A 24547-nucleotide genomic window follows, 5' to 3' on the forward strand; every position below is an offset into this window, starting at 1 on the left:
CCATTAACTGTCCTTAAAATAACAGAGAAATAATTACTTATAAAAACAAAAAACACTTGTGAAAAATTATTTTACAAGTGTTTTAAAAATTATTTTATATATTAAGCATAATTGATTTATATAAGAAATTTCTACTAAAAAATCTTACAAATCGCCCCCTTCTAACCCTTTTATTTGATTAAAAAAATCTTTTTGATATTCTTCTAGACTATTGTGATCAGTTTCACTTACTATTAAAATTTCTTTGGCTTCAAATAAAGTTAATTCTGGAAAAATTTCTCTCAATTTAACCATTGAATCTATTGAATTGTTTTCCTTTTTTAATTCATTCAAAATTTCAAAAACATTTTTATCATTTTTTTTAATTGCTAAATACTTTTCTTTCGCGTCCATAATTATTTTACTTTAAATTTTTTAACAAATATTTCCATTTTTTCGCCATTTTTACCTCCTAAACTTTGAGGGATATCAATTATTTTTTTTTCAAACCCCATTTTAGTTACCATTTTCAAAACATCTTGATTTATAATTGAAGATCCTCCCAACTCAAGTGTGTTTATTTTAAATGAATTGGCTATTTTAGTTGATTTATCTCTGTACTCCAAAAATGATCTTAAAGCTTTACCTGTTTTATCATTTATGTAAAAAATGTAACTTTTGATTTCACTGGGTGTTTTAGTTAAAAAACCAGAAACATAGCCTCCTGTATTAGATACAAATTCAAAAGTAACAGTTTCACCTTTTAAAAATAATGAAATAACTTTTTCTTCTACACCTATTTTTTTTAGAAAATCAGATTGTAATAAATCATCCAAATACTTTTCTAAACCTATTTCATCTTCTTTTTTAAAGTATTCTTCCAAAGCTTCTTTGGCTTCTTTTTTTGTGCCTCTGAAAATCTCTTCTCCTTTGTGTACAAAAACATAAATTTCATTTTCTGCTTTTGCAATTTGTAAACCAACTTTGTTAAGGTCGTTTACCCATTTTGTCTTTACTAGTTTTAAAACAGTTTCAACAAAAGATTGAATAATGGCGAGATATATGCTAAAACAAAATCTTGTTTTTTTAGTTAAATATTCTATTGTTAGATTTTGATTCTAAAAATAAAACCACAATTAATATTTGTGGTTTTATTTTATTATGATCTTTTAAGATTTAACGATAATCGAAAACTCCTACAAAATTTAAAACTTCTGATTTCAGCGAGGTATTATCATACTCAAAATTATATAGCAAAACAAAGCTATTATTTACTTCCCAATTAATACCCGTTATTTTTTCTATAAAATTTTCAGAGTAAGAAAAATCTTTAAGTACTTCTGTTTTAGAACTGTTCTCTTTAAAAAGAATTTCTTTAAATTGATTATCATAATATTCTATATTGAAATCATTCATAAAAATTGACGAGAAATCACCATCGTCAGTATAATTTTCTTTCAAATATTTTTGAAAATCATTTTCAGAATTTGATTTTCCAATCCAAATGGATACTTTATTTTCTTTTTCCATGTTTTAATATATTATTTTTTATAAACCTTTTGGTAGAGAATTACTTCCTCCTTCTAATCTGTTTTCTGACCACTTTATTAACTTAATTTTAAATTCATCATATGAATTTGATCTATCTATTAAGTCTAATATTTCATTATGTGCCTTTGTTGAACCAGGACCACCATGATATCCTGGTGGATTTTTAAAAATTACATCTTCTATTTTAGTACGAAGTAATTTTATTTCTTCCATAGTAACTCCCCATTTTTTAAAGGTATTTGCTCTTGAGCACATCAACCATTCATGTAAGCCACCAGGATGTCTTATTAAGGCTGATATTTTATTTTTTACTTTTCTGTTTTTCCATAATATTTCAAATTCAGTTAAACTAATTTCATTAAACCATTTAGAAAATTGTTTTATTCCAGGTACTTTAGAAATTAATTTTTCTAAATGCTTCTGTTCCAAAACCTCATCCAAATACTTTTCTAAACCTATTTCATCTCCTTTTTTAAAGTAGTCTTCAAGTGCTTCTTTGGCTTCTTTTTTTGTGCCTCTGAAAATCTCTTCTCCTTTGTGTACAAAAACATAAATTTCATTTTCTGCTTTTGCAATTTGTAAACCAACCTTGTTAAGGTCGTTTACCCATTTTGTCTTTACTAGTTTTAAAACAGTTTCGATGAAAGACTGGATAGGTATTATTTCCAATCTTATTGTGCCATTAGCTGTCCTTAAAATAATAAAAGATTTTACTTTAGCAAAAACACTTTCAATGAACGTAAAGAAATCATCTAATAACGGTTTTAAGTTTTTAGATTTTTCTCTTATTAAAGCAAATATAGCAATAAAATTATCTACTATAAAAGCTTTACCATTTTTTGCAACTTTGCTAAAGGTTGCTATAATTCCTTTAAAAAGACCTGCAAAACTTTTTCCAAGTTGCTCTATGGCTGCAAGTACGCTACTTGCTCCACCAGTGGCTAAAATCTCTAAAACCATCTCAATAACTATACCAATGATATATCCCAAATAATAGCCTATTGTATCAAGTGTTATAGGTTTGCTATCATCGGTAACCCAATTTAAAACACGAGATGGTAATGTTAAACTAAACAACAAGCATTTATTGAAAAATTCAAAAATAGCTATTAAGTTTTGTTTACTAAATAAATTAATAAAGGCTTCTAGTTGGTTTTCAATCATTTCAAAAAATAAGCTTAAATAGGTTATGCTGTTTTTTGAAACTTCCCTTCCAGTTTCTCTTAAAGTGATTAAACCTTCGCAAATAAGGGCAATCAAATCGAATATTCCTTTTACAGCTTCTACCAGTCCGTTTATTAAACCTACTAGGAAAGCGTTATACATTACAAAAGCATCTTCTGCTATTTCTAGACCTTTTCCTAATGGTTTTTTTAGGAATTTTTTGGCATTGGCTAAAGCCTCTAAAACTAAATTTATAATTTTTTTAAAAGCTTTTTCTTTGGTAAAACTTTCTTTTGCACTTCCTTTTCGGTTCTCTTTTACTTGGTTTTTTAAGGTGCTTTCTAATAACTCAATATGAGCAATGGCTAAAGCATTGATTTTGCTGGTATCTAATTCGTTTTTTAGATTGTTTTTAGATTGGGCTTGCTTTATAAGGCTTAAACCCGGTAAAAACAAATCAGGATTTTCTATAGTAGTACTATCTTCCTTATAGTATTTCCATTTTTTTTCTTCAATTTTAAGTAGATCAAATCCTTTTGCAAATTCTTCGGCTACTAGTTGTAAAGCTTCAAGTGTTAAATCGGTTCCAAAACTGACTACTTTATCAAAAAAACCAAGAAAAACAACTTTCACTAAATATACTTTTTCGGTTTTATCTTCTAGATGCTCTTTTAAAATTTCTTCAAAAGAATCGGATCCGATGTCAGTATTATAAATTTTTACAATTTTGCTTAAATCCTTATAAGGAAACATACCTAAACTGGTAATATTACTTCCCGTTTTTACACGCACTACAGAACCAAAAGTATTCACTCCTTTGTTTTTCTCTATAAAAAGCACAATTTCATTTTCATATAAAGTATCAATGGATTGATAGGCTCTTTCAATTTGTGCACCATCTGTTGAAACAAACAATACAACAGCCATTTTTTTATCTTTTAGAATGGTATTTAAAGTTGGTTTTGCTGGTTTTGTTTTTATGTTTTGTCCAAACAGTATTTGTTCTTCAGCATATATATGAGGATCTGCTATATCTATAGGTATTTGCACAAAATTTTGATTATTTATTTTATATATATCAGCAATTATAGGAATCTCATTATAAGAGAATTGTATAGATGAATGCGTTTTTTCTATACTTGTTAGTTCGGTGTTTTTAATATATTCAAACTCTGTTTGACTTAAAACAACTCCGTTCTTTTTTAATGTAAATTGATTTTCAAGTTCTATAAAAACAGAATTGTCTTGAATTGTATTTTGGTTACTTTCTTCTTTCGGTTCTACTTTAATTTCATCATTAAACACAAAGATGTTTGTTTCAGAATCCTTAAGTGAGTAGCCTCCATATTTTAGTAAGCCATATTCAATTGCTCTCATCATCAAATTAGTTTAAAAACCCCAACAATCTGTTGGGGTTTAAGGTTAATAATAAATTTATTTTATGCACCAGCTGGTGGTTCTTCATCCACAGGAGTTTCAGTTGTTGTTTCTGAATCTCCTATTGCTGTATTTGTTTGAACAATTGGGTTCATATCAGAATCAAACAATAAGTGGTCTCCACAATCTGAGTTGCATGGCAATCCTTCTACATTTAATCCAATGCTTCCTGCTTGAATTAGCGTTAATGAAGTAGGCACTCTGCTTTCCCAAGTTTCATCTACTTCTCCTTCTGGGTTGCGAAGTTCTTCTATGATAGAAACAAATAGTTCGTCATCCATGGTAGGTACTTGACCACCATTCCACACTTGACCTGTTGCCATATACCAGTTAACCGCTTCTTCAAAACCTGGTCTTATGGTAAGTATTACTCTTGCCATTCCACTTTGTAAAAAGGCTCTAAACGTTGGGTCATCAATATCATTAATGTTATATAATGCTTTCCAATTCTCTTTGTTAGCCCAATAAAAAGGGTAGAAATAGTAACTCATTAAATTCCATTCAAAAGCTTGTTCAAAGAATTTTACCTTTGCAGTATAGGTCTCTAACTCTAGAGAATTATAGTTTACTCGGTTACCGTTTAAAGCACTAGAAGTAAGCAAATAATCTTTTCCTAGCGCTTCATTACTAACTAAATATTCCATACAGTTTTTACGCAACACCATATTTTCAATTTGACGGTAAAAATTAGGGTTTGTTTTTACTTTTTCACTTTGTAATGATTTTAAAGCCGCTAATTGTTCGTTATAGGCTGCTAATTTTTCTTCATACGCTTTAATAATAGCATTGAAAGTCTCTAATTTCCATTTTTCTTTAATTTCTGATACTAATTCACATTCAATTGTAAAGGAGATTGTCACTTTGTTTATATCCCATGAAGTGTAACTAACCGCTAAAGTGTCTGTTATCCCTTTTAATTGACTGGAATTAATTGAAATATCTCCATGTCCACCAGAATAGGAATAAGATGTATTTCCTACAGAGAAAATGATTCCCGGATAAGTTTCACATTTTCTCCATGAGAAATGAATTTTTGTGTTTTCTGTAATGGCATAGTTTGCGGGAATATTAAATTCTTTAGTTCCACTTGAACCTGCTCTATCTCCTGAAAAATCAACCGATTTGCTTATTTTAATCTTTTGTACAGGCCTTTCAGGAATAGCTACATTGTATTTTTTTGCCCAATTCAAATATTTTTGGTCAAATGTATTATCTAACAGTAAAGCAGTTTCATCTGAAGGTTTTCTTGGGTCGATAGGTTTTTCTAGAATTAAATCATAATTGGTTTTATCCTGAGTGGCTAAATTGTGAAAGGATGAAGGTTCAGGAATCATGAATTCATACATCAATCGCTTGCCATAATTCACTATTTTGTTTTTATACACTTTATCAATCCAGCGATATACTCCAGAAACATGATTATCTCCTTTTCTATTATCGAAACCATGTGTGTTTTCTTCGGAAAATTCTTCAATAATCTTAGAAATGCGTTCTTCTTTCACTTTCTTCACCACACGGTCTAACGCTCTTTCTGTAATTTCTTTGGCATGAGTTACTGCTTGAGAATTAGATTCTTCCGAAGTGGTGTTTGTAGCAAAATCAGCTCCAGCATTTAATGACAAAACACCATATGAAATTCCTGCATTAACGAAACTTCCTTGATGTGTGTCTTCAGCCAAAAGAGAACTCACTTCTTGGTTCATTTCATGACGATCGGTTGAGGTTGTGTCAGTTAATTTTTCAATTTCTTGTTCGTTACTAACTGTTGTTGTATCTTCTGTTCTTCTTAAACGACGCGTAGTTTTTTCTTTGTACTCACGAGCCATAACATTTTCAATATGAGAAACTTCACCAGGAACATAACAACATACTTCTTGCTCTACTTTTCTATAATCGGCTACTCCTAAACGACTTATACCAAATCCAGTAGGAATATAATCAATTACATTTCCTGTATTGCCATCTCCAATATCAATAGTGTTATCAAGAAGTTCTAATTCAAAAGTTCCTTTTCCTTTTACACTATAGCCTCCAATCACACCCAGTTTTGGTATATATGCTTTAATTATGCCTGAAAAAATCACTGTAGTACCATTGGTTAAAACAAATTCTCCAGAAAGGTCGAAATTTGTTAGTTCATTAAGAGCTAGTCCTTCGGTAAAAATTGTAGCTGTTAACTTACCGTTTACAATAGTGCTTTCAAATGTAGTACTTGCTTGTGAGACTGTATCTTTGCCTCCTACTGTATATGAAGCAGAAACAATGTCTGATACATTTGGAATTTGGTTGAATAAAATTTGCAATGGCATTATTGGCGTAAAACCTAAACCAACTCCAGAAATAGTGAAAGCATTAGAAGTATCTGTATTTGAATTAGCAACTGGAATTAGGACACCATTTGTACTAATAAGAGTTTGATTTGCATTGTTACTTGTAAAAAATGAATTAGTTTGTGAAACAATCTCAGAATTTATAAAATCATTCACTTGATTAAATGTTTCAAAATCATGGATTGCAATACTATTTTCTACGATTGATGCTGTTTCTTCTGAGACACTATCTGTAATAGTTGTCATGTCTAACTCTTCTAAATTGGTAAACTCAAAAGAAGGTAAGACTAAATCGACATATTCTGTAACCGTTCTTTCTTGGTTGGTTTCAGGATCAATGTAAGTTTTTTCTACTTTTTGAGCAGTATCATAAGCTGTTTTTACTAAAGCTTGATTGGTTTTATAAGCTATATCATACGCTTTTTGATTTTCATTTTGATATTTTTTTTGTGCAAACTTCAGTTCATCAACTGCTTTTTTAAGCATTTCAATTTTTTGATTACTTACAATGGCTTGAACTTCTTTATCAAGGTTTTTTGTGTTTTCTGGTAAATTTGACAAAGCTTGTCTTTTTAAAGCTTCTTTTGCAGAAGTGCTTTCTTTTTCAAATAATGATCTTGGTATTATAACTCTAGCTTGAGCTAATTTTCTTAATTCATTGATGTCTTCAATGACAGATGTATAGTTTTTAAGAAAAAAATTAGCTACTAAAACAGATAAAATGGTATCTCTTAAATAACTTGATTGCGAGTTAACTATTTGATAGAATAGATTATCCCATAACTCAATAATAAGATTTCTCTCTATACCTTCAAGTATATTTTGGTTTGCTGTGATTTTATTATTCAGGTCTTCTTTAGTAAAACTGTTTCTGTTTTTGGTTAGCCATATTGAAAAATCAAGAAATTGCTTAGTAATTATTTCATTTTCAAATAACTGTTCTTTTCTTGTTAAAGCGAAATCTTCAAAGTTTCCACTTGCCTCTTTTAAAGCATTTCTTTTTCCAGTTTTGATTCCTTGTACTTCAGAGAGATAGACACTTGTAAAGGTTTCATTAGTTTCCTCCATTTCAGGATGTTTTACAAACGCTTTGTCAACAGTTTCTTTTTCTAAGGATTCAGGAGTTCTTATGGTCACAAATCGGAAGAGCGTGTTTTTAATTTCTGTACTCATTTTTTTTAAATTAAATAATTAGGTAAAAATTTATCTATTTGGTTGCGCATCCATTTAGAAAAGAATATATTCTTAGTAATTCATCTTTTAAATCAATTACAATGCAAATATAAAAGATTATTTTCTATTATACAAATGTATTGAAGAAAAAAATCTAATTATTTTGTATTTGTATGATTATTTGAGCATTGTGTGTGAAAAAAATCTATTATTTAAGAAATTGACCTAGGAAAATAAATCATTATAAATAGTGATTATAGAGTAAGTAATTCATTATAGATTTGTTAGAATCATATTTATAAGAATAGTATGATTATTTCTTTAAACCCTTTATTTAATAAAAAATGTATTTAGAATATTTTAAAACGGTAGAGCACATTTCTGTTATTGAGATGTGTAAAAAAGTGAGTTTATTTGCAGAGAAAGTTGAAGATAGTTTAGAATTGTTAAAAGTCGATGTGCTTTTAGCAAATGGGTTAGTTCTTAGTGGAAGAATTGTCAAGTTTCAAGAATTTTCATCTATGCAAAATATTTGGCTCGAAACTAGAAATCAAAACGATACAAAGAGTAGTATTACATTGTTAAATTGCAAACTCATTTCTGGAATTACTATTGTAGATTTCAATGCTTATCTTCTTTTATCTGAAACAAATAAGGGAACAAAGAAAATAGGCCTTTTAGAATTGAAAAGATGTGGTAAGAATGTTGAAGATGACCTAAATAAGCACTTAGGAAAGAAAATAGAGGTGTTAATGGATAGTGAAGTAGAAATTCATAGAGAATTGGTTTATAGAATTTTAGAACAAATTCCAATTGTTTTTGAAAGTATTTTAATAGATGAGGTAAGTAGTAATGAAGTAAAAAATAGTATTGATAGTATTAAAATAGTTGTAACAGATGAGTTGGAAACTCATATTTTAAATAGGACATTAGTCATTTGTGTAAAAGAAAAAATAAGTAATACAATTCTTGAAGATAGAAAAAAATTAAAGAATGAAATAGAAAAATTGCTTTAGATATCTATTAGGTTAAAAATGACTGAAAAATTCAGCCTAATTTTTTAAAATCACTATTTATAGTGATTTCTAGTTTAAAGTGAGAATATATATTTGCAATAGGATTTAAATATAATACATTCTCCTCTAAAAATAAATAAATTATTCAAGCAAGTAGGGTAAGATTTTTTTTGAATAATTATAAACATCATACAGTTTTTATAATTGTATGGTGTTTTTTTTATTAAGCGAATTGTGAATTTTAAGACTTATTTTATCTTTTATTAATAGAAAAAAATCTAATAAATATTGTTTTTAATGAAAATATTCGTATGTTTGTATGAATTTAATGCTAATAACAATGGTTTCAGAAAGATTAGGTCAATATATTGACAAAAAAGGATTTAGTTTTTATGCTTTTGAAAATAGTCTTGGAGCGGGAAGAGGTAGTATTTCTAAGGCTGTGAAAGAAGGGAAAAGTATAGGCTCTAATGTGATAGAAAATATTCTGTCTATTTATTCTGATTTAAATCCAATTTGGCTTCTTACTGGAAAAGGTACAATGTTTAAAGAAGATGAAGACTTTTTGCTTAATAAAAGCGTAGATACTTTTGCTTTACAAACCGATAAAAGTTTAGATTCGCAACAAATTCCTTTATATGATATTGAAGCAGTAGCTGGATTGGTTCCATTATTTCAAGATAGAACTACACAAACCCCTTTAGATTATATTTCCATTCCTAGATTACCAAAATGTGATGGAGCTGTTTATGTAACAGGAGATAGTATGTATCCCCTTTTAAAAAGTGGTGATATTGTTTTGTATAAAGAAGTAAATGATATTAAAAATGAGATTTTTTGGGGAGAAATGTATTTGTTAAGTATGGATATGAGTGGTGAAGAATACATAACAGTTAAGTACATTCAAAAATCGGAACAAAATGGATTTGTAAGGCTTGTGAGCCAAAACAAGCATCATCAGGACAAAGATGTAGAGATGTCTAAAATAAAGGCTTTAGCACTTGTTAAAGCAAGTATTAGAATTAACTCGATGAATTAAAAAAAGGGAATCTTTATTATTAGATTCCCTTTTTTTAATTGTTCTATTAGAAATTATTTTTTTTCAAAAACGTTGTTTTCTAAATCTACATCTGCCATTAAACCACTTGGATCAATAACTATTGCTTGTATATTAGACTTTGGTTTTTCTATTGAAAAGGAAAATGTTGGTGAAGCCCAATCCCAACCTTCTAAAATTGTTCTAGTTAAAGAGTATGGATTTGGTTTTTCCCAACGCATTAAAGTATTTGGAATATAAAAAGTTTCTTGTGAACCATCTTCATAAACAACAAGAAGATCAATTGGCATTGGCATTCTTCCTATTCTTTCAAGTGTAATTATGGTTTTAGAATTGTTTTCAGCCACTTCTTTAACTGCATAATCAATTGTATTGGTTGTTTGTGTCCAATCTAATAAATACCAGTCTAAATTTGCCCCTGAAACTTTTTCTGCACTTCTTTTAATGTCATTTGGAGTAGGGTGTGTTAATTTATAATCGTTATAATACCTTTTCAAGGTTTTCATTAAATTTTCTACACCAATAACATACCCTAGTTGAGATAAGAAAACTTCTCCTTTGCTGTAAGCTGATATTCCATAATTTCTATTGGCATCATATCTATCTGCATGTGTCGATAGCGGCTGTTCTGTTCCTGTTTTAGCTAAAAAGCGATAGTTATTATAAGCACCTTGAAATGGGTTTTGTTCTTTTTCATTGGAAGGCATAACACTTTCCATTGCTAAGTCTGAGATAAAAGAAGTAAAACCTTCATCCATCCATTCATGTTTAGATTCATTAGATGCTAAAATGTGTTGAAACCATGAATGTGCAAATTCATGAGCTGTAACACCTACTAAGCTTCCATAACTTCTGTTACCAGTAATAAGAGTACACATTGCATATTCCATTCCACCGTCTCCTCCTTGTACAACAGAATATTGTTTGTAAGGATATAAACCAATGTTTTTGTTATAAAATTCTAATAATTCTGCTGTTTTTGGTTGTAATTTTTTCCAATTTTCAAGATTTTCTGCTTTGTTTTTGTAGAAAAAATGCAATTCTACATTATTTGGACCTAAAATCATATCGTGAATATAATCATTATCTGCACCCCAAGCAAAATCATGAACATTCGGAGCAACGAAATGCCAAGTTAATGTTTTTGTTTTTTTAGAATGTTTTACTTCTATTCCTTTGTCTTGGTAACCATGACCAATTTCATTTTTATTTTGAAGATAACCTGTTCCTCCAATAGTATAATTTTTGTCAATTGTAATTTTTACGTCAAAATCTCCCCAAACACCATGAAATTCTCTTCCAATATATGGATCCGCATGCCAACCTTCAAAATCATACTCAGCTATTTTTGGATACCATTGGGTCATAGATAATGCAATATTTTCCTCAGAATTTCTACCAGAACGTCTAATTTGTAATGGAACTTGACCATCAAAATTTAATGTAAAAGTAGTTTTTTGTTTTGGTAAAATAGGTTGATTTAGTTCTACTTCTAAAATTGTACCAACTACTTTGGTTTTTGCTTCTGAACCATTTTGTTTGAAATTTGAAATTTTTAAATATCCAATTTCATCTGGCTTTAAAGTACTAATTTTACTTTCTTGTACTTCTTTATTTTCAACTTTAAAAGTTTTAACCATTCTTCTGTCTGGATCTGAAATGGTTTGTAAACGTGAATCCATAGCACTTCCAGGTTGAAAAGCATTTGGATATAAATGATAAAAAACTTTGTATAAAGTGTCTGCAGAATTATTTGTATAAACTAATTCTTGTGAACCTTTATATTGAAAATCTTTAACATTCATGTCCACATCCATCTTATAGTCCACATGTTGTTGCCAATAACCAGGATTTGGATTATTTTGGCTAAAACCAAAAAACGAAAACAAAGTGAATATTACTATTTTTTTCATACTTTTTAAAATTAAAAACCACAAAGGGAAACAGTTGTTTTTCTTTGTGGTTTGTTTATTTAAGGTTACTTGTTTTTATTATTTAGACATTTGCTCTGCCATTAATAATGCATTGTAAGCATTAACAATTTTTCCAGTTTTTGAAATTGTTGAAAAATTAGATTTGTGTTGGTCATCACCAACAGCTACATCATTCTTTAATGAAATTCCACTATCCATGATTATTTGTTTTACTTGAGTAGCGCTTAATTTTGGATAATAAGAACGAATTAAAGCAGCTACACCAGCAACATTTGGAGAAGCCATAGAGGTTCCTTGTAAATATTCATACGTTTGATTAGGGGTTGTAGCATAGATTTTAACACCTGGGGCAAATATATCTACATTTTTAGTTCCATAGTTTGAAAAAGTAGCAACCATTTTGGAACCATAACTTGGGGCTAATGCTCCAATGATTAAAACGTTGTTAGAAATTTCTGGTGTACCATCATAAGAATCACTTGGGTATTTGTTTTCAACATCTAAATCTTTTGAATCATTACCAGCTGCAAAAATAACTAAGACATCTTTTGAAGCGGCATATTTTAAAGCATCTTGAACCCATTCTTTGTGAGGAGAATAATATTTTCCAAAAGAACCATTAATTACTTTTGCTCCGTTATCTACAGCATAGCGAATACCTAAAGCAATATCTTTATCATATTCATCCCCATTAGGCACTGCTCTCACAGCCATAATTTTAACATTATTTGCTACTCCATCTCCACCTTTTTTATTACCACGAACTTGAGCCACAATACCAGAAACGTGAGTCCCGTGTTTAGCACCTTCTGGATCAGGTCCAATTACATTATTATTACCATATTTAGTGTCATTAATGTCATTTGGATTATCACCTACTATTGAACGACCATCAAAATCTACATTGAAATTATAATTTAACTGATCTGCAAAATGATCAATTCCTTCTTTTACTTGTTTTTTAAAATCTGCAACTGTTGCATCTGGAAAAACTCTTTGTAAAAAGAATTCTTTATAATTATTTAAAGCTTCGCTATCTGTTGTCATTGCTTTTAAATCAGCTTCTGTAAAATCTTCTTTTTTAAGATAGTCTTGTAATTCTTTTGCTGAATTTAAAAGATTTTCATAAAATTGTTTTCTTTGTGTTGCAGTTTGTACTTCAGCATCAAGTTCTGCTTTTGCTTTATCATATTCAGGAGTTCCAGGTCCTTGTTTTACAATACGAGTCATTTCTAACTGTTCGTTATTACTGTCTCCAAGAAAATTCCAACCATTAATATCGTCTATGTAGCCATTATTGTCATCATCTTTTCCATTATTTGCTACTTCTTTTGGGTTAACCCAAATAACACTTTTCAAATCTTCATGACGAATATCTACACCAGAATCAACAATTCCTACAATAACTGTAGTACTTTTTTTTCCTTTTAACAATTCAGTATAAGCTTTATCTACACTCATTCCAGGAACAGTATCTTTTACTAAATCTAGATGGCTCCATCTTTTTAAATCATTTTCTGCTAATGGAGTGACTTTAAGAGGTAAAGTATCAATATTAGCTATAGGTGTTGAAATTATTTGTTTTGCACCACCGCAACTTGCCAGTATAAGTGCTAATGCAGTAGATAAATAAATTGGTCTTAAATTTCTCATTTATATTAAATTATTGTATTTTATTAGTATTAGACAAAATTCTGCTTTAAAAATTACATTTTACTAATGTGTTAACACTATTTTAAGATTTCTTCACAGGTAAAAACATCTTTTAAACGAATTCCTTTTTCTGTATTTTGCAAAGTAATGATAGGATTATGAGCATCATGTTCTAAAAAAAGATAGTAATTCTGATTAACTGCAGTTTTTAAGAAAATATCTTTTTCATCCATAGACAATAATGGTCTAGTGTCATAACCTGTTACATAGGGTAATGGAATATGACCAGCTGTAGGTAATAAATCTGCCATAAAACATATTGTTTTCCCTTTATATTTAATCATAGGAATCATTTGCTTCTCTGTATGACCATCTGCAAAAAATATACCAAAACCAAGTTCGCTTTCATTTAGAAATCCATTTTTTGGTCTAGAAATAAAGTGTAAATGCCCACTTTCTTGCATAGGTAATATGTTTTCTTTTAAAAAAGAGGCTTTTTCTCTTGCGTTTGGTTTTGTAGCCCATTCCCAATGATTTTCATTAGTCCAAAATTTTGCATTTTTGAAAGCTATTTCATAACTTGTCTTGTCTTTGTTCCAATTTACACTACCACCACAATGATCGAAATGGAGATGTGTCATAAAAACATCGGTAATATCATCTCTATGAAATCCTTTCTCTTTTAGGGATTTGTCTAAAGAAGCATTTCCCCAAAGATGATAATAACCGAAAAATTTATCAGATTGTTTTGTACCCATTCCTGTATCAATTAAGATTAGTCGGTCACCATCTTCAATTAATAAACAACGAGCTGCAATATCAATTAAATTATTAGAGTCAGCAGGATTAGTTTTGTTCCAAATGGTTTTTGGCACAACACCAAACATTGCACCTCCATCTAGTTTAAAATTACCCGCTTCAATAGGGTATAAGTTCATTTGAAGAATTTTTTGCAATTTACAAAATTTCAAAAGAAATTGAATCGAATACTCACTTATAAATAAAAGTTATGAATTTATAAGTTATAAAAATGTTATGAAACCTTGTAATAAGCATTATATGAATTATATTTGCAGTTAATTTAGACAAAATCAAAATAACTAGGTTATGATTAAAGTATCTGATACTGCTAGTAAAAAAATCATTGAGATGATGAGCCATGATGGTTTTGATGCCACTAAAGACTTTGTGAGAGTGGGTGTTAAAAGCGGTGGTTGCTCAGGTTTATCTTATGAGTTAAAGTTTGACAAAGAAATAGGAGAAAATGATAAAGTTTTTGAAGATAATAATGTAAAAGTTGCAGTTGAGAAAAAAAGTTTTCTTTATTTAATTGGAACTACTTTAGAATTTTCAGGAGGTTTAAATGGAAAAGGATTTGTTTTTAATAATCCAAATGCGCAAAGAACTTGCGGATGTGGTGAATCTTTTTCTTTATAGTAAAAAATATGAGTAAATACACAGAAGACGATTTAAAAGTCGAATTACAAAACAAAGAATACGAATACGGATTTTATACAGATATAGAGTCGGATACATTTCCTATTGGTTTAGATGAAGAGATTGTTCGTGCTATTTCTAAAAAGAAAAATGAGCCAGAATGGATGACAGAGTGGCGTTTGGAATCTTTTAGAGCTTGGAAAGAAATGATAGAGCCAGAGTGGGCAAATGTAAATTATGTTAAGCCTGATTTTCAAGCAATATCTTATTATTCAGCTCCTAAGAAGAAGGATAAATATGAAAGTTTAGATGAGGTTGATCCAGAATTATTAGAAACTTTCAAAAAATTAGGAATTTCTATAGATGAGCAAAAAAAATTAAGTGGTGTAGCTGTGGATATTGTTATGGATTCGGTTTCAGTTGCTACCACATTTAAAAAAACATTAGCAGAAAAGGGAATTATTTTTTGTTCAATTTCTGAAGCAATCCAAGAGCATCCTGAATTAGTTAAAAAATATTTAGGAACAGTTGTGCCTCAAAAAGATAATTTTTATGCAGCTTTAAATTCTGCTGTTTTTTCTGATGGCAGTTTTTGTTATATTCCAAAAGGAGTTCGTTGCCCAATGGAACTTTCAACTTATTTTAGAATTAATCAAGGAGGGACAGGTCAGTTTGAAAGAACACTTGTAATTGCAGATGAGGGAAGTTATGTTTCTTATCTTGAAGGATGCACAGCTCCAAGTCGTGATGAAAATCAATTGCATGCTGCAGTTGTTGAACTTATTGCTTTGGATAATGCTGAAATTAAATATTCTACTGTTCAAAATTGGTATCCAGGAAGTAAAGAAGGTAAAGGAGGAGTTTATAATTTTGTAACCAAAAGAGGTTTGTGTGAAAAAAACGCAAAAATATCTTGGACACAGGTTGAAACAGGTTCTGCAATAACTTGGAAATATCCATCTTGTATTTTAAAAGGAGATAATTCAATTGGTGAATTTTATTCAATTGCAGTTACCAATAATTTTCAGCAAGCAGACACGGGAACAAAAATGATTCATTTAGGCAAAAATACCAAGTCAACTATTATTTCAAAAGGTATTTCTGCTGGAAAATCACAAAATAGTTATAGAGGTTTGGTTCAAATTTCTTCAAGAGCAGACAATGCACGTAATTTTTCTCAATGCGATAGTTTACTAATGGGTAACGAATGTGGAGCACATACTTTTCCATATATTGAAAGTAAAAACACCTCTGCAAAAATAGAACATGAAGCCACTACTTCAAAGATTGGTGAAGACCAAGTTTTCTATTGTAATCAAAGAGGAATTCCAACTGAAAAAGCAATTGCTTTAATTGTTAATGGTTTTAGTAAAGAAGTATTAAATAAATTACCAATGGAGTTTGCTGTTGAAGCACAAAAATTATTGGAAATATCACTAGAAGGTTCTGTAGGATAAAAAAATTAATCATGAATTTAACCAAAACACAAAAAACACTCATCGGAATTTTACATTTCTTGCCAATTATTGGTATGATTGGATATTTCGTTTTCTTTTTTTCTTTTTTCATTGGAAACATAGAAAGCTTAGAAAAAGATAGTTTAGAAGGAAATCCACCAATGGCTTTTTTTAGAGGATTTATAGGAGCATTTGTTATTTTAATCCTTACTGTATTAATATCTTTAGGAATAAAGATTTTCGATATTATTCATCTTACTAAATCAAATAAAAATGACACAAACAATAAAATTTTAATGTGGGTGTTACTTTTTGTATTTACAGGAATAATATCAGAAATTGTTTATTACTTTTTAGAAATTTTACCTGAGAAAAAGGAGGAAATAGAAGAATTAAAAAGTAATTAATGAATGAGTAAATCAGTAATCATAGTTGGTTCTTCCCGTAAAAATGGCAACACAACACGAATTGTAAGTGAAATTTCAAGTCAATTCAATATTGAAGTTGTGAACTTAAGTGATTATGTTTTTTCTTATTATGATTACGAAAGCAAGAATAGAAATGACGATTTTTTTGAATTAGTAAAAGAAATAATTGAAAAGTACGATACTTTAATTTTTGCAACACCAGTATATTGGTATAGTATGAGTGGTATAATGAAAGTATTTTTTGATAGATTTTCTGATTTAATTCGAATAGAAAAGGAAACAGGCAGAAAATTAAGAGGTAAAAACATGGCAGTTATTTCAAATTCGCACGATAGTGAAATTGATTATGATTTTTATATTCCTTTTAAAAAATCGGCGGATTATTTAGGAATGAATTATTTAGGACAAAAGCATTTTAATGCAGACAAGCCTGAAGAAACACAAAATTTAGAATTAGCTTTTATATAAAATATAGACAATGTTAAGTATTAAAAATTTACACGCTTCAGTTGAAGACAAAGAAATATTAAAAGGAATTAATTTAGAGGTTAAAGCAGGAGAAGTTCATGCTATTATGGGACCAAATGGTGCTGGAAAATCAACACTTTCCTCAATAATAGCTGGAAATGAAAACTATGAAGTGTCTAAAGGAGAAATCTTTTTAGATGGAGAAGAAATTTCCGAATTAGCTCCAGAAGAAAGAGCACACAAAGGAGTTTTTCTTTCGTTTCAATATCCTGTTGAAATTCCAGGGGTTTCTGTAACTAACTTTATTAAAACGGCTATTAACGAAAGTCGAAAAGCAAAAGGATTAGAAGACATGCCTGCTAACGAGATGTTGAAAAAGATTCGTGAAAAGTCGGAATTGTTAGAAATGGATAAAAAATTTCTTTCTCGTTCTTTAAACGAAGGTTTTTCTGGTGGTGAAAAGAAAAGAAATGAAATATTTCAAATGGCTATGTTAGAACCAAAATTAGCCATTTTAGACGAAACAGATTCAGGATTAGATATTGATGCACTTCGAATCGTTGCAAACGGTGTTAATAAATTAAAAAGCAAAGATAATGCTGTAGTAATTATTACACATTATCAAAGGCTTTTAGAATATATCGTTCCCGATTTTGTACATGTTTTAATGGATGGGAAAATTGTAAAATCTGGTGATGCTTCTTTAGCTTTAGAATTAGAAGAAAAAGGATACGACTGGATAAAAGCGGAAATTCAGTAAGTGGTCTCAGTGTTCAGTATTCAGACTGTAAACTGCGACTATTAACTGTAAACTAAAAAACAATGGATTTAAAAGATAAATTACTTTCGTCATACATTGCAATTGAAGAAAAATTCGATATGGATTCCAATTTGCATGAAGTACGAAATCAAGCCATAAAAAACTTTGAAAGCAAAGGCTTCCCAACCAAAAAAGAGGAATCTTGGAAATACACTTCTCTAAATGCAATTTTAAAGAATGATTTTTCGGTTTTCCCAAAGCAAGAAAATGCAATTGAATTTAAAGATGTAAAAAAATACTTTCTTCATGAAGTAGATACTTATAAATTAGTATTTATAGATGGAAAATTTAGTTCCTTTTTATCATCAACAACACACGAAGGAATTGATGTATGTTTATTGTCATCTGTCTTAACAAAGCCAAAATACAAACCTACTTTAGAAACGTATTTTAATCAAATAGCTAATAAAGATGAATCATTAACCTCTTTAAATACTGCATTTGCACAAGAAGGAGCATTTATTAATATACCAAAAAGTAAAGTTGCAGACAAACCTATTGAAATTATTTATTTTTCTACAGGAACAGAAGCCGCTTTGATGGTACAACCTAGAAATTTAATTATTGTTGGAGAAAATACACACGTACAAATTATTGAACGACACCAAAGTTTAAACTCAAATCCAGTTTTAACGAATAGTGTTACTGAAATATTTGCACAAAAAAGAGCCAATGTGGATTATTACAAAATTCAAAATGATGTGCAAACGGCTAATTTGATTGACAATACTTACATAGCACAAAAACAAGAAAGTAGAGTAGCAGTGCATACATTTTCTTTTGGAGGAAATATCACTCGTAACAACTTAAATTTCCATCATCAAGGAGAACGTATCGATTCTACCTTAAAAGGCATCACAATCATTGGAGATAAGCAACATGTGGATCATTTCACATTAGTACATCATGCAGAACCAAATTGCGAAAGCCATCAAAATTATAAAACAATAATTGGAGATAGTGCAACAGGTGTTTTCAATGGTAAAATCTATGTAGAGAAAGAAGCGCAAAAAACAGATGCTTTCCAACAAAATAACAATATTTTATTGAGTGAAAAAGCTTCAATCAACGCAAAGCCACAATTAGAAATTTTTGCAGATGATGTAAAATGCTCACATGGTTGTACCATTGGACAATTAGATGAAAGTGCTATGTTTTATATGCAACAACGTGGAATTCCTAAAAAAGAAGCACGAGCATTGCTAATGTATGCATTTTCAAATGAAGTAATTGAAAGTATCAAAATACCAGAATTAAAACAAAGAATCACTAAAATTATAGCTAATAAGTTAGGTGTAAAAATGGGATTTGAGTTGTAGGAAAAGATTTAAAATGAAGTTTAAATAGCAAAAAACCGTTATGAGTAACGGTTTTTTTAATTTATTGAATAATTTCCTTAACATCCCATCCACTTAATATTCCATCTGGATCGCTTTGCATAATGTGTTTACCAACGCTTTTATGCATGATAATGGTTGAGGGTGATTCCTGTAGACGAAACAAAAGTGTATCTTTTGTTAGACTGGTATCTATAGCCAACTCATCAAAGTCAAAGCTTCCAGGAAAAATCTCTGTGTAGGTGGATTTGGTGAAATCTACACACTGGATCATTCCAAGGATATTAACCGCAAAATAATCGTCCCATACTTCACCATTTATATTGCTTTTAATGACTGCAGGGAACTTTTGCAGATTGTTGACACCCGCTTGTTCTAAAAGCGTTAAAAAACTTTGGGACATTATTGGCATACCACCTCCCCAAAAATCAGGAACTTCATCTACAGATGAAGCATTTGTGCTAAATACCATGGGGTTGTCAACATTCTCAGTAATAACGCTACCGCTAATAAAACTCAGAAAGGTGGGTAGATTTTGAGGACGATCGATGCCGAAATCAGAAAGAATATCTATTGTTAGTTCAAAATACATGGGTAGTTATTAAAATTAATTGATGAGGTGTAATGTATCCAAATCAGAGGATTTATGATTAAAGGAACTTAAACAAAGTTAATATTATTAAAGTAAATTGACAAAAATTTAATTTACAAAACGCTTAGTTAAGCTAAAAATTGCTTTTAAATTTAAATGATAAATTTTACTTTTTATTTTTAACCTTTATTTATTCCAATTTTAAATAATCAAGTTGTAAATTTGCATTCAAATTGATATGAAATGTTTGATGTTCAAAAAGTAAGAGCCGATTTTCCTATTTTATCTCAACAAGTAAATGGAAAACCTTTAGTATATTTCGATAATGGAGCTACGTCACAAACGCCTCAAGTAGTAATTGACACTATTGTCGATTATTACTCAAGGTATAATGCTAATATTCATCGTGGAGTACATACGTTAAGCCAATTAGCAACTGACGCTTATGAAGAAGCGCGTTTGAAAATTCAAAAACATTTTAACGCTAAACACAACTATGAAATTATCTTAACTTCTGGAACAACAGAAAGTATTAATTTGGTTGCTAATGGTTTTGCGTCAATTTTACAAAAAGATGATGAGGTTATTGTTTCTGCTTTGGAACATCATAGTAATATAGTGCCTTGGCAGATGCTTTGTGAACATACTGGTGCAATTTTGAAAGTGATTCCCATGAGTATTCACGGAGAATTAATCATGGAAGAATATGATAAATTACTTTCTAATAAAACAAAATTAGTTTTTTGTAATCATATTTCTAACGCTTTAGGAACTCTAAATCCAATTGAGTATATCATTAAAAAGGCACATGGAGTTGGTGCAGCAGTTTTGATTGATGGTGCACAAGCTTGTCCACATTTAAAACCTGATGTTCAAGCTTTGGATGTTGATTTTTATGTTGCATCTGCTCATAAAATGTGTGGCCCAACAGGTGTTGGAATGTTATATGGAAAGGAAGAATGGTTACGAAAATTGCCTCCTTACAAAGGTGGTGGAGAAATGATAGCAACCGTAACATTTGAAAAAACAACTTATGCCGATTTGCCTCATAAATTTGAAGCTGGAACGCCTAATATTTGTGGAGGAATTGCCTTTGGAGCTGCAATAGATTACATGAATACTGTTGGTTTTGATAACATAGCGAAACAGGAAGAAGAATTATTGGCTTATGGAACAAAAAAAGTACAAGAGATTGAAGGAGTAACAATTTATGGTCCAGAAGATTTATCTAAAAAAGCTTCAGTGATTTCTTTTAATATTGAAGGAATTCACCCTTATGATATTGGCACGATTATAGATAAATTAGGTATAGCGGTACGAACTGGACATCATTGTGCGCAACCTATAATGGATTTCTTTAAGATTCCTGGCACAATAAGAGCAAGTTTTGCGTTTTATAATACCAAAGAAGAAATTGATATCTTTGTAGAAGCCGTTAAAAAGGCAAAACTAATGTTATCTTAAAAAACAAAAAACAACATGAAAGCACTAACTATTTTATCAACTCTAATTATCACTATAACTAGTTGTAATTGCCAAAAGAAAGCAACTGATAAGGCTTTAGCTTCTCAATCAGAAAATACAGAAGTAGTAGGTTCTGAAAAAAATGAAAAAATGACTACAACTCAAACAATTCCTGTATTAATTTATGAATCAAGGTCTAGAGGTTATTTTAGAAAAATAACAATTGAAAATTCAAAAATTGCTGTTCAAAATTCAAGTGAAGAAAAACCTATGGTTGCAGAACTGTCAACTAGTGAAATAAAAATGCTAGAAGAGGCGTACAATGGGTTAAATCCAAAAGAATTAGCAGGTTTTAAAGCCCCAACAGAAAAGCGTTTTTACGATGGTGCACCAATAACAAATTTAGTTGTAAAAGAAGGAGATGAAATTTTTTCAACTCCTGATTTTGATGGTGGTTTTCCACCAGTTGAAATTGAAAAATTAGTCAATACAATTTTAAAAATTGCAGAAAAAATTAAATAAATAATGACAATACAAGCCATACAAGATGAAATTGTGGATGAATTTTCTATGTTCGATGATTGGATGCAACGCTATGAATACATGATTGAACTAGGGAAGACATTACCCTTAATAGAAGAAAAATACAAAACAGAAGAAAATATTATAAAAGGATGCCAATCTAAAGTTTGGGTTCATGCAGAAGAAAATAATGGAAATATTGTTTTTACAGCTGATAGTGATGCGATTTTGACAAAAGGGATTATTGCAATTTTAATTCGTGCTTTTTCAAACCAATCGGCAAAAGCTATTTTAGATGCCAATACTGATTTCATAGACGAAATAGGCTTAAAAGAACATTTATCACCTACTCGTGCCAATGGATTGGTTTCAATGATAAAACAAATAAAAATGTATGCTTTAGCTTTTAATGCGAAAAATAATTAAAGACAAAAGTCATATAAGTTGAATTTCAAATGATTAGAAAATACTGAATATTAAAAAAATGGAAGAATATAAAGACGAAATAAATCTAGGAGAAAATGTTGTAAAAGTGTTAAAAACAATTTACGACCCAGAAATTCCTGTAGATATCTACGAATTGGGATTAATTTATGATGTGATGATTAATGAAGATAATGATGTAAAAGTATTAATGACATTAACATCACCAAATTGCCCAGTTGCAGAAACTCTGCCTATGGAAGTAGAAGAAAAAATTAAATCTATCGATGCTGTGAAATCTGCTGAAGTTGAAATTACTTTCGATCCACCATGGAGCAAAGATTTAATGAGCGAAGAAGCTAAATTAGAATTAGGAATGCTTTAATTCAGTTGGCAGTGTTCAGTGGTTAGTTGGCAGAAAACATATTACTGAACACTACTTACTGAATACTGAACACTATCAAAAATGCCACGAGTTCAACCAAAATCTCTAAATGACAAAAAAAAAATCGGATTAAAAACATCATTTAATTCGCTTTTTTTTATACCTCGTTTTTTTAAAGAAATTTGGAAAACCAATAAAAAATTATTTTTAGTTTCTGCATTTTGTAGATTTATTGCTGCTTTACTTCCTGTTGTAATACTTTGGGTTGGAAAAATGATTATTGATGAAATTATTAGTATTACAACGACTTCAACAACCGATTATTCTCAATTATGGGAATATGTTGCTATCGAATTTGTTTTAGTAATAGCTTCAGATTTAGTCAGTAGATCGATTTCTTTAACTGATGGGATTTTGGGTGACCAATATAATATTCAAACATCGGTTCAAATTATTCAAAAAACTAATGAAATAGATATAAGCCTTCTTGAAAATTCTGAGTTTTATGATAAACTTGAGCGAGCAAGAACGCAAACCATGGGTCGTGTAGATTTAATGTCAAATGTTTTAGGTCAAGCCCAAACGACTATTTCTATCATCACTTTAATTGCTGGTTTAATTTATTTTGAACCTTATTTAATTATTTTACTTGTTTTAAGTATAATTCCTTCTTTTTTAAATGAAATTCGTTTCAGTCAACAACAATATTCATTAGCAAGAAGTTGGACTTCTGAGCGAAGAGAATTGGATTATTTAAGATATATTGGAGCTAATGATAAAACAGCTAAAGAGATAAAGCTTTTTGGATTAACTAATTTTATTGTTGAACGTTTCCAAGCATTGGCAAACAAATATTTTAATCTAAATAAAAAGCTAGTTATTAAACGATCCAGTTATGGTTTTTTGTTTAATGTTTTAGGTTCAATAAGTTATTATGCAGCTTATGTTTTTATTATCTATCGCGTTTTATCTGGAGTAATTACTCTAGGAGAATTAACTTTCTTGTCTGGAAGTTTTAATCGATTAATGAAAAGTTTACAAGACTTCTTCTCAAGATTTACTCGAATTTCAGAAAGCGCATTGTATCTTAAGGATTATTTTGATTTCATAGATATTTCATCAGAACCTAAAACGAAAGAAGATGTGCCTTTACCAAAAGAAATCAAACAAGGATTTGAGTTTAAAAATGTTTATTTTGCTTATCCAGAATTAGAACATCAAATACTTAAAAATGTTAACTTTGTTATTAAAGCTGGTGAAAAGATAGCTTTTGTAGGTCAAAATGGAGCTGGAAAAACAACATTGACTAAGTTATTACTTCGTTTTTATGAGCCTACGAAAGGAGAAATTTTATTAGATGGTATAAATATTAATCGATATAATAAAAAGGAATACCAAGCTTATTTTGGTGTTCTGTTCCAAGATTTTTTTAGATATGAATTTACAGTTAAGGAAAATATTGCCATTGGTAAAATAGATGAAATTGAAAATATTCAAAGAATTGAAAAAGCGGCAAAATTAAGTTTAGCAGAAGAAGTAGTTTCTGAATTAGATTATGGTTATGAGCAACAACTTGGCAAGCGTTTTGTAAAAGGACAAGAACTATCTGGTGGACAATGGCAAAAAATTGCTTTAGCAAGAGCTTATATGAAAAATGCTGAGGTAATGATTTTAGATGAACCTACATCAGCATTAGATGCAAAAGCTGAAAGTGAAGTTTTTGAACGATTCATTCATTTAATTAAAAATAAAACAAGTGTAATTATTTCTCATCGTTTTAGTACAGTTCGTCAAGCAGATAGAATTATTGTTTTAGAAGACGGAAAAATCCTTGAAGCTGGAACTCACGAAGAATTAATGCAAAACGATAAATTATATGCTGAGTTGTTTCAACTACAAGCAGAAGGATATCAATAAAAA

The 24547-nt window shown here is 29.8% G+C and carries 22 protein-coding genes; 13 read left to right on the forward strand and 9 right to left on the reverse strand.

Features of this window, described 5'->3' with window-relative positions; all coding sequences use genetic code 11:
• Positions 1 to 144 precede the first annotated feature (144 nt).
• The 5 genes from ACULEV_RS17545 to ACULEV_RS17565 form a co-directional block, all read right to left on the reverse strand.
• On the reverse strand, positions 145 to 393 hold the full coding sequence (locus tag ACULEV_RS17545; RefSeq protein ID WP_445456345.1) for a hypothetical protein: 249 nt from the start codon (positions 391 to 393) through the stop codon (positions 145 to 147).
• Positions 394 to 395: 2 nt separating this feature from the next.
• Positions 396 to 863: a hypothetical protein gene (locus ACULEV_RS17550; RefSeq protein ID WP_445456346.1), complete on the reverse strand. Its 468-nt coding sequence runs from the start codon at positions 861 to 863 to the stop codon at positions 396 to 398.
• A gap of 292 nt (positions 864 to 1155) precedes the next feature.
• Positions 1156 to 1509: an immunity 22 family protein gene (locus ACULEV_RS17555; RefSeq protein WP_445456347.1), complete on the reverse strand. Its 354-nt coding sequence runs from the start codon at positions 1507 to 1509 to the stop codon at positions 1156 to 1158.
• Positions 1510 to 1527: 18 nt separating this feature from the next.
• Positions 1528 to 4074 (reverse strand): hypothetical protein, encoded by a 2547-nt coding sequence (locus tag ACULEV_RS17560; protein WP_445456348.1) that lies wholly within the window; start codon positions 4072 to 4074, stop codon positions 1528 to 1530.
• A gap of 59 nt (positions 4075 to 4133) precedes the next feature.
• Positions 4134 to 7634, reverse strand: coding sequence for a hypothetical protein (locus tag ACULEV_RS17565; protein WP_445456349.1), 3501 nt, complete (start codon positions 7632 to 7634; stop codon positions 4134 to 4136).
• Between the two features lie 344 nt (positions 7635 to 7978).
• Here ACULEV_RS17565 and ACULEV_RS17570 point away from each other — a divergent pair, with 344 nt between their 5' ends.
• On the forward strand, positions 7979 to 8650 hold the full coding sequence (locus tag ACULEV_RS17570) for a hypothetical protein (RefSeq protein ID WP_445456350.1): 672 nt from the start codon (positions 7979 to 7981) through the stop codon (positions 8648 to 8650).
• A gap of 340 nt (positions 8651 to 8990) precedes the next feature.
• Positions 8991 to 9689: a S24 family peptidase gene (locus tag ACULEV_RS17575; protein WP_445456351.1), complete on the forward strand. Its 699-nt coding sequence runs from the start codon at positions 8991 to 8993 to the stop codon at positions 9687 to 9689.
• Positions 9690 to 9742: 53 nt separating this feature from the next.
• On the opposite strand, the gene ACULEV_RS17580 is transcribed toward ACULEV_RS17575, so the two are convergent.
• From ACULEV_RS17580 to ACULEV_RS17590, 3 genes are all read right to left on the reverse strand, one after another.
• A complete protein-coding gene (locus tag ACULEV_RS17580) occupies positions 9743 to 11620 on the reverse strand; it encodes a M1 family metallopeptidase (protein WP_445456352.1) in 1878 nt (625 codons plus the stop codon).
• Between the two features lie 78 nt (positions 11621 to 11698).
• Positions 11699 to 13294, reverse strand: a complete 1596-nt coding sequence (locus ACULEV_RS17585; protein WP_445456353.1) for a S8 family peptidase — start codon at positions 13292 to 13294, stop codon at positions 11699 to 11701.
• A gap of 77 nt (positions 13295 to 13371) precedes the next feature.
• On the reverse strand, positions 13372 to 14232 hold the full coding sequence (locus ACULEV_RS17590) for an MBL fold metallo-hydrolase (RefSeq protein ID WP_445456354.1): 861 nt from the start codon (positions 14230 to 14232) through the stop codon (positions 13372 to 13374).
• A gap of 169 nt (positions 14233 to 14401) precedes the next feature.
• Here ACULEV_RS17590 and ACULEV_RS17595 point away from each other — a divergent pair, with 169 nt between their 5' ends.
• The 6 genes from ACULEV_RS17595 to sufD all read left to right on the forward strand — a co-directional run bounded on the left by ACULEV_RS17595 (position 14402) and on the right by sufD (position 19223).
• The gene (locus ACULEV_RS17595) at positions 14402 to 14731 is read left to right on the forward strand and encodes a HesB/IscA family protein (RefSeq protein ID WP_445456355.1); all 330 of its coding nucleotides are present in this window, start codon (positions 14402 to 14404) and stop codon (positions 14729 to 14731) included.
• A gap of 8 nt (positions 14732 to 14739) precedes the next feature.
• On the forward strand, positions 14740 to 16188 hold the full coding sequence (gene sufB, locus ACULEV_RS17600; protein ID WP_445456356.1) for a Fe-S cluster assembly protein SufB: 1449 nt from the start codon (positions 14740 to 14742) through the stop codon (positions 16186 to 16188).
• Between the two features lie 11 nt (positions 16189 to 16199).
• The gene (locus ACULEV_RS17605; protein ID WP_445456357.1) at positions 16200 to 16595 is read left to right on the forward strand and encodes a hypothetical protein; all 396 of its coding nucleotides are present in this window, start codon (positions 16200 to 16202) and stop codon (positions 16593 to 16595) included.
• A gap of 3 nt (positions 16596 to 16598) precedes the next feature.
• Positions 16599 to 17084, forward strand: coding sequence for a flavodoxin family protein (locus tag ACULEV_RS17610; RefSeq protein ID WP_445456358.1), 486 nt, complete (start codon positions 16599 to 16601; stop codon positions 17082 to 17084).
• 10 nt (positions 17085 to 17094) lie between these two features.
• Positions 17095 to 17844, forward strand: a complete 750-nt coding sequence (gene sufC, locus ACULEV_RS17615) for a Fe-S cluster assembly ATPase SufC (protein WP_445456359.1) — start codon at positions 17095 to 17097, stop codon at positions 17842 to 17844.
• Positions 17845 to 17906: 62 nt separating this feature from the next.
• On the forward strand, positions 17907 to 19223 hold the full coding sequence (sufD, locus tag ACULEV_RS17620; RefSeq protein ID WP_445456360.1) for a Fe-S cluster assembly protein SufD: 1317 nt from the start codon (positions 17907 to 17909) through the stop codon (positions 19221 to 19223).
• A 61-nt stretch (positions 19224 to 19284) separates the two neighbouring features.
• Here sufD and ACULEV_RS17625 read toward each other — a convergent pair whose 3' ends face one another.
• Positions 19285 to 19833 (reverse strand): imm11 family protein, encoded by a 549-nt coding sequence (locus ACULEV_RS17625; RefSeq protein WP_445456361.1) that lies wholly within the window; start codon positions 19831 to 19833, stop codon positions 19285 to 19287.
• A gap of 243 nt (positions 19834 to 20076) precedes the next feature.
• On the opposite strand from ACULEV_RS17625, the gene ACULEV_RS17630 reads away from it, so the two are divergent.
• The 5 genes from ACULEV_RS17630 (at position 20077) to ACULEV_RS17650 (ending at position 24544) form a co-directional block, all read left to right on the forward strand.
• Positions 20077 to 21297 carry an aminotransferase class V-fold PLP-dependent enzyme gene (locus ACULEV_RS17630; protein WP_445456362.1) on the forward strand — a complete coding sequence of 407 codons (1221 nt, stop codon included), beginning with the start codon at positions 20077 to 20079 and terminating at the stop codon, positions 21295 to 21297.
• Positions 21298 to 21312: 15 nt separating this feature from the next.
• Positions 21313 to 21819 carry a hypothetical protein gene (locus ACULEV_RS17635; protein WP_445456363.1) on the forward strand — a complete coding sequence of 169 codons (507 nt, stop codon included), beginning with the start codon at positions 21313 to 21315 and terminating at the stop codon, positions 21817 to 21819.
• Positions 21820 to 21822: 3 nt separating this feature from the next.
• A complete protein-coding gene (locus tag ACULEV_RS17640) occupies positions 21823 to 22245 on the forward strand; it encodes a SufE family protein (RefSeq protein WP_445456364.1) in 423 nt (140 codons plus the stop codon).
• Positions 22246 to 22303: 58 nt separating this feature from the next.
• Positions 22304 to 22627, forward strand: a complete 324-nt coding sequence (locus tag ACULEV_RS17645; RefSeq protein ID WP_445456365.1) for an SUF system Fe-S cluster assembly protein — start codon at positions 22304 to 22306, stop codon at positions 22625 to 22627.
• Between the two features lie 81 nt (positions 22628 to 22708).
• Positions 22709 to 24544: an ABC transporter ATP-binding protein gene (locus ACULEV_RS17650; RefSeq protein WP_445456366.1), complete on the forward strand. Its 1836-nt coding sequence runs from the start codon at positions 22709 to 22711 to the stop codon at positions 24542 to 24544.
• Positions 24545 to 24547 lie beyond the last annotated feature (3 nt).

The organism is Flavobacterium sp. HNIBRBA15423 (assembly GCF_052655965.1).

Bases quoted from the DNA above. Each gene is read 5' to 3' on its own strand.
- ACULEV_RS17635 (WP_445456363.1), top strand. From the start codon at position 21,313: ATGAAAGCACTAACTATTTTATCAACTCTAATTATCACTATAACTAGT.
- ACULEV_RS17565 (WP_445456349.1), bottom strand. From the start codon at position 7,634: ATGAGTACAGAAATTAAAAACACGCTCTTCCGATTTGTGACCATAAGA.
- ACULEV_RS17625 (WP_445456361.1), bottom strand. From the start codon at position 19,833: ATGTATTTTGAACTAACAATAGATATTCTTTCTGATTTCGGCATCGAT.
- ACULEV_RS17605 (WP_445456357.1), top strand. From the start codon at position 16,200: ATGAATTTAACCAAAACACAAAAAACACTCATCGGAATTTTACATTTC.
- ACULEV_RS17555 (WP_445456347.1), bottom strand. From the start codon at position 1,509: ATGGAAAAAGAAAATAAAGTATCCATTTGGATTGGAAAATCAAATTCT.
- sufB (WP_445456356.1), top strand. From the start codon at position 14,740: ATGAGTAAATACACAGAAGACGATTTAAAAGTCGAATTACAAAACAAA.
- ACULEV_RS17590 (WP_445456354.1), bottom strand. From the start codon at position 14,232: ATGAACTTATACCCTATTGAAGCGGGTAATTTTAAACTAGATGGAGGT.
- ACULEV_RS17545 (WP_445456345.1), bottom strand. From the start codon at position 393: ATGGACGCGAAAGAAAAGTATTTAGCAATTAAAAAAAATGATAAAAAT.
- ACULEV_RS17650 (WP_445456366.1), top strand. From the start codon at position 22,709: ATGCCACGAGTTCAACCAAAATCTCTAAATGACAAAAAAAAAATCGGA.
- ACULEV_RS17630 (WP_445456362.1), top strand. From the start codon at position 20,077: ATGTTTGATGTTCAAAAAGTAAGAGCCGATTTTCCTATTTTATCTCAA.
- ACULEV_RS17560 (WP_445456348.1), bottom strand. From the start codon at position 4,074: ATGATGAGAGCAATTGAATATGGCTTACTAAAATATGGAGGCTACTCA.
- ACULEV_RS17595 (WP_445456355.1), top strand. From the start codon at position 14,402: ATGATTAAAGTATCTGATACTGCTAGTAAAAAAATCATTGAGATGATG.
- sufC (WP_445456359.1), top strand. From the start codon at position 17,095: ATGTTAAGTATTAAAAATTTACACGCTTCAGTTGAAGACAAAGAAATA.
- ACULEV_RS17640 (WP_445456364.1), top strand. From the start codon at position 21,823: ATGACAATACAAGCCATACAAGATGAAATTGTGGATGAATTTTCTATG.
- ACULEV_RS17575 (WP_445456351.1), top strand. From the start codon at position 8,991: ATGGTTTCAGAAAGATTAGGTCAATATATTGACAAAAAAGGATTTAGT.
- sufD (WP_445456360.1), top strand. From the start codon at position 17,907: ATGGATTTAAAAGATAAATTACTTTCGTCATACATTGCAATTGAAGAA.
- ACULEV_RS17610 (WP_445456358.1), top strand. From the start codon at position 16,599: ATGAGTAAATCAGTAATCATAGTTGGTTCTTCCCGTAAAAATGGCAAC.
- ACULEV_RS17580 (WP_445456352.1), bottom strand. From the start codon at position 11,620: ATGAAAAAAATAGTAATATTCACTTTGTTTTCGTTTTTTGGTTTTAGC.
- ACULEV_RS17585 (WP_445456353.1), bottom strand. From the start codon at position 13,294: ATGAGAAATTTAAGACCAATTTATTTATCTACTGCATTAGCACTTATA.
- ACULEV_RS17645 (WP_445456365.1), top strand. From the start codon at position 22,304: ATGGAAGAATATAAAGACGAAATAAATCTAGGAGAAAATGTTGTAAAA.
- ACULEV_RS17570 (WP_445456350.1), top strand. From the start codon at position 7,979: ATGTATTTAGAATATTTTAAAACGGTAGAGCACATTTCTGTTATTGAG.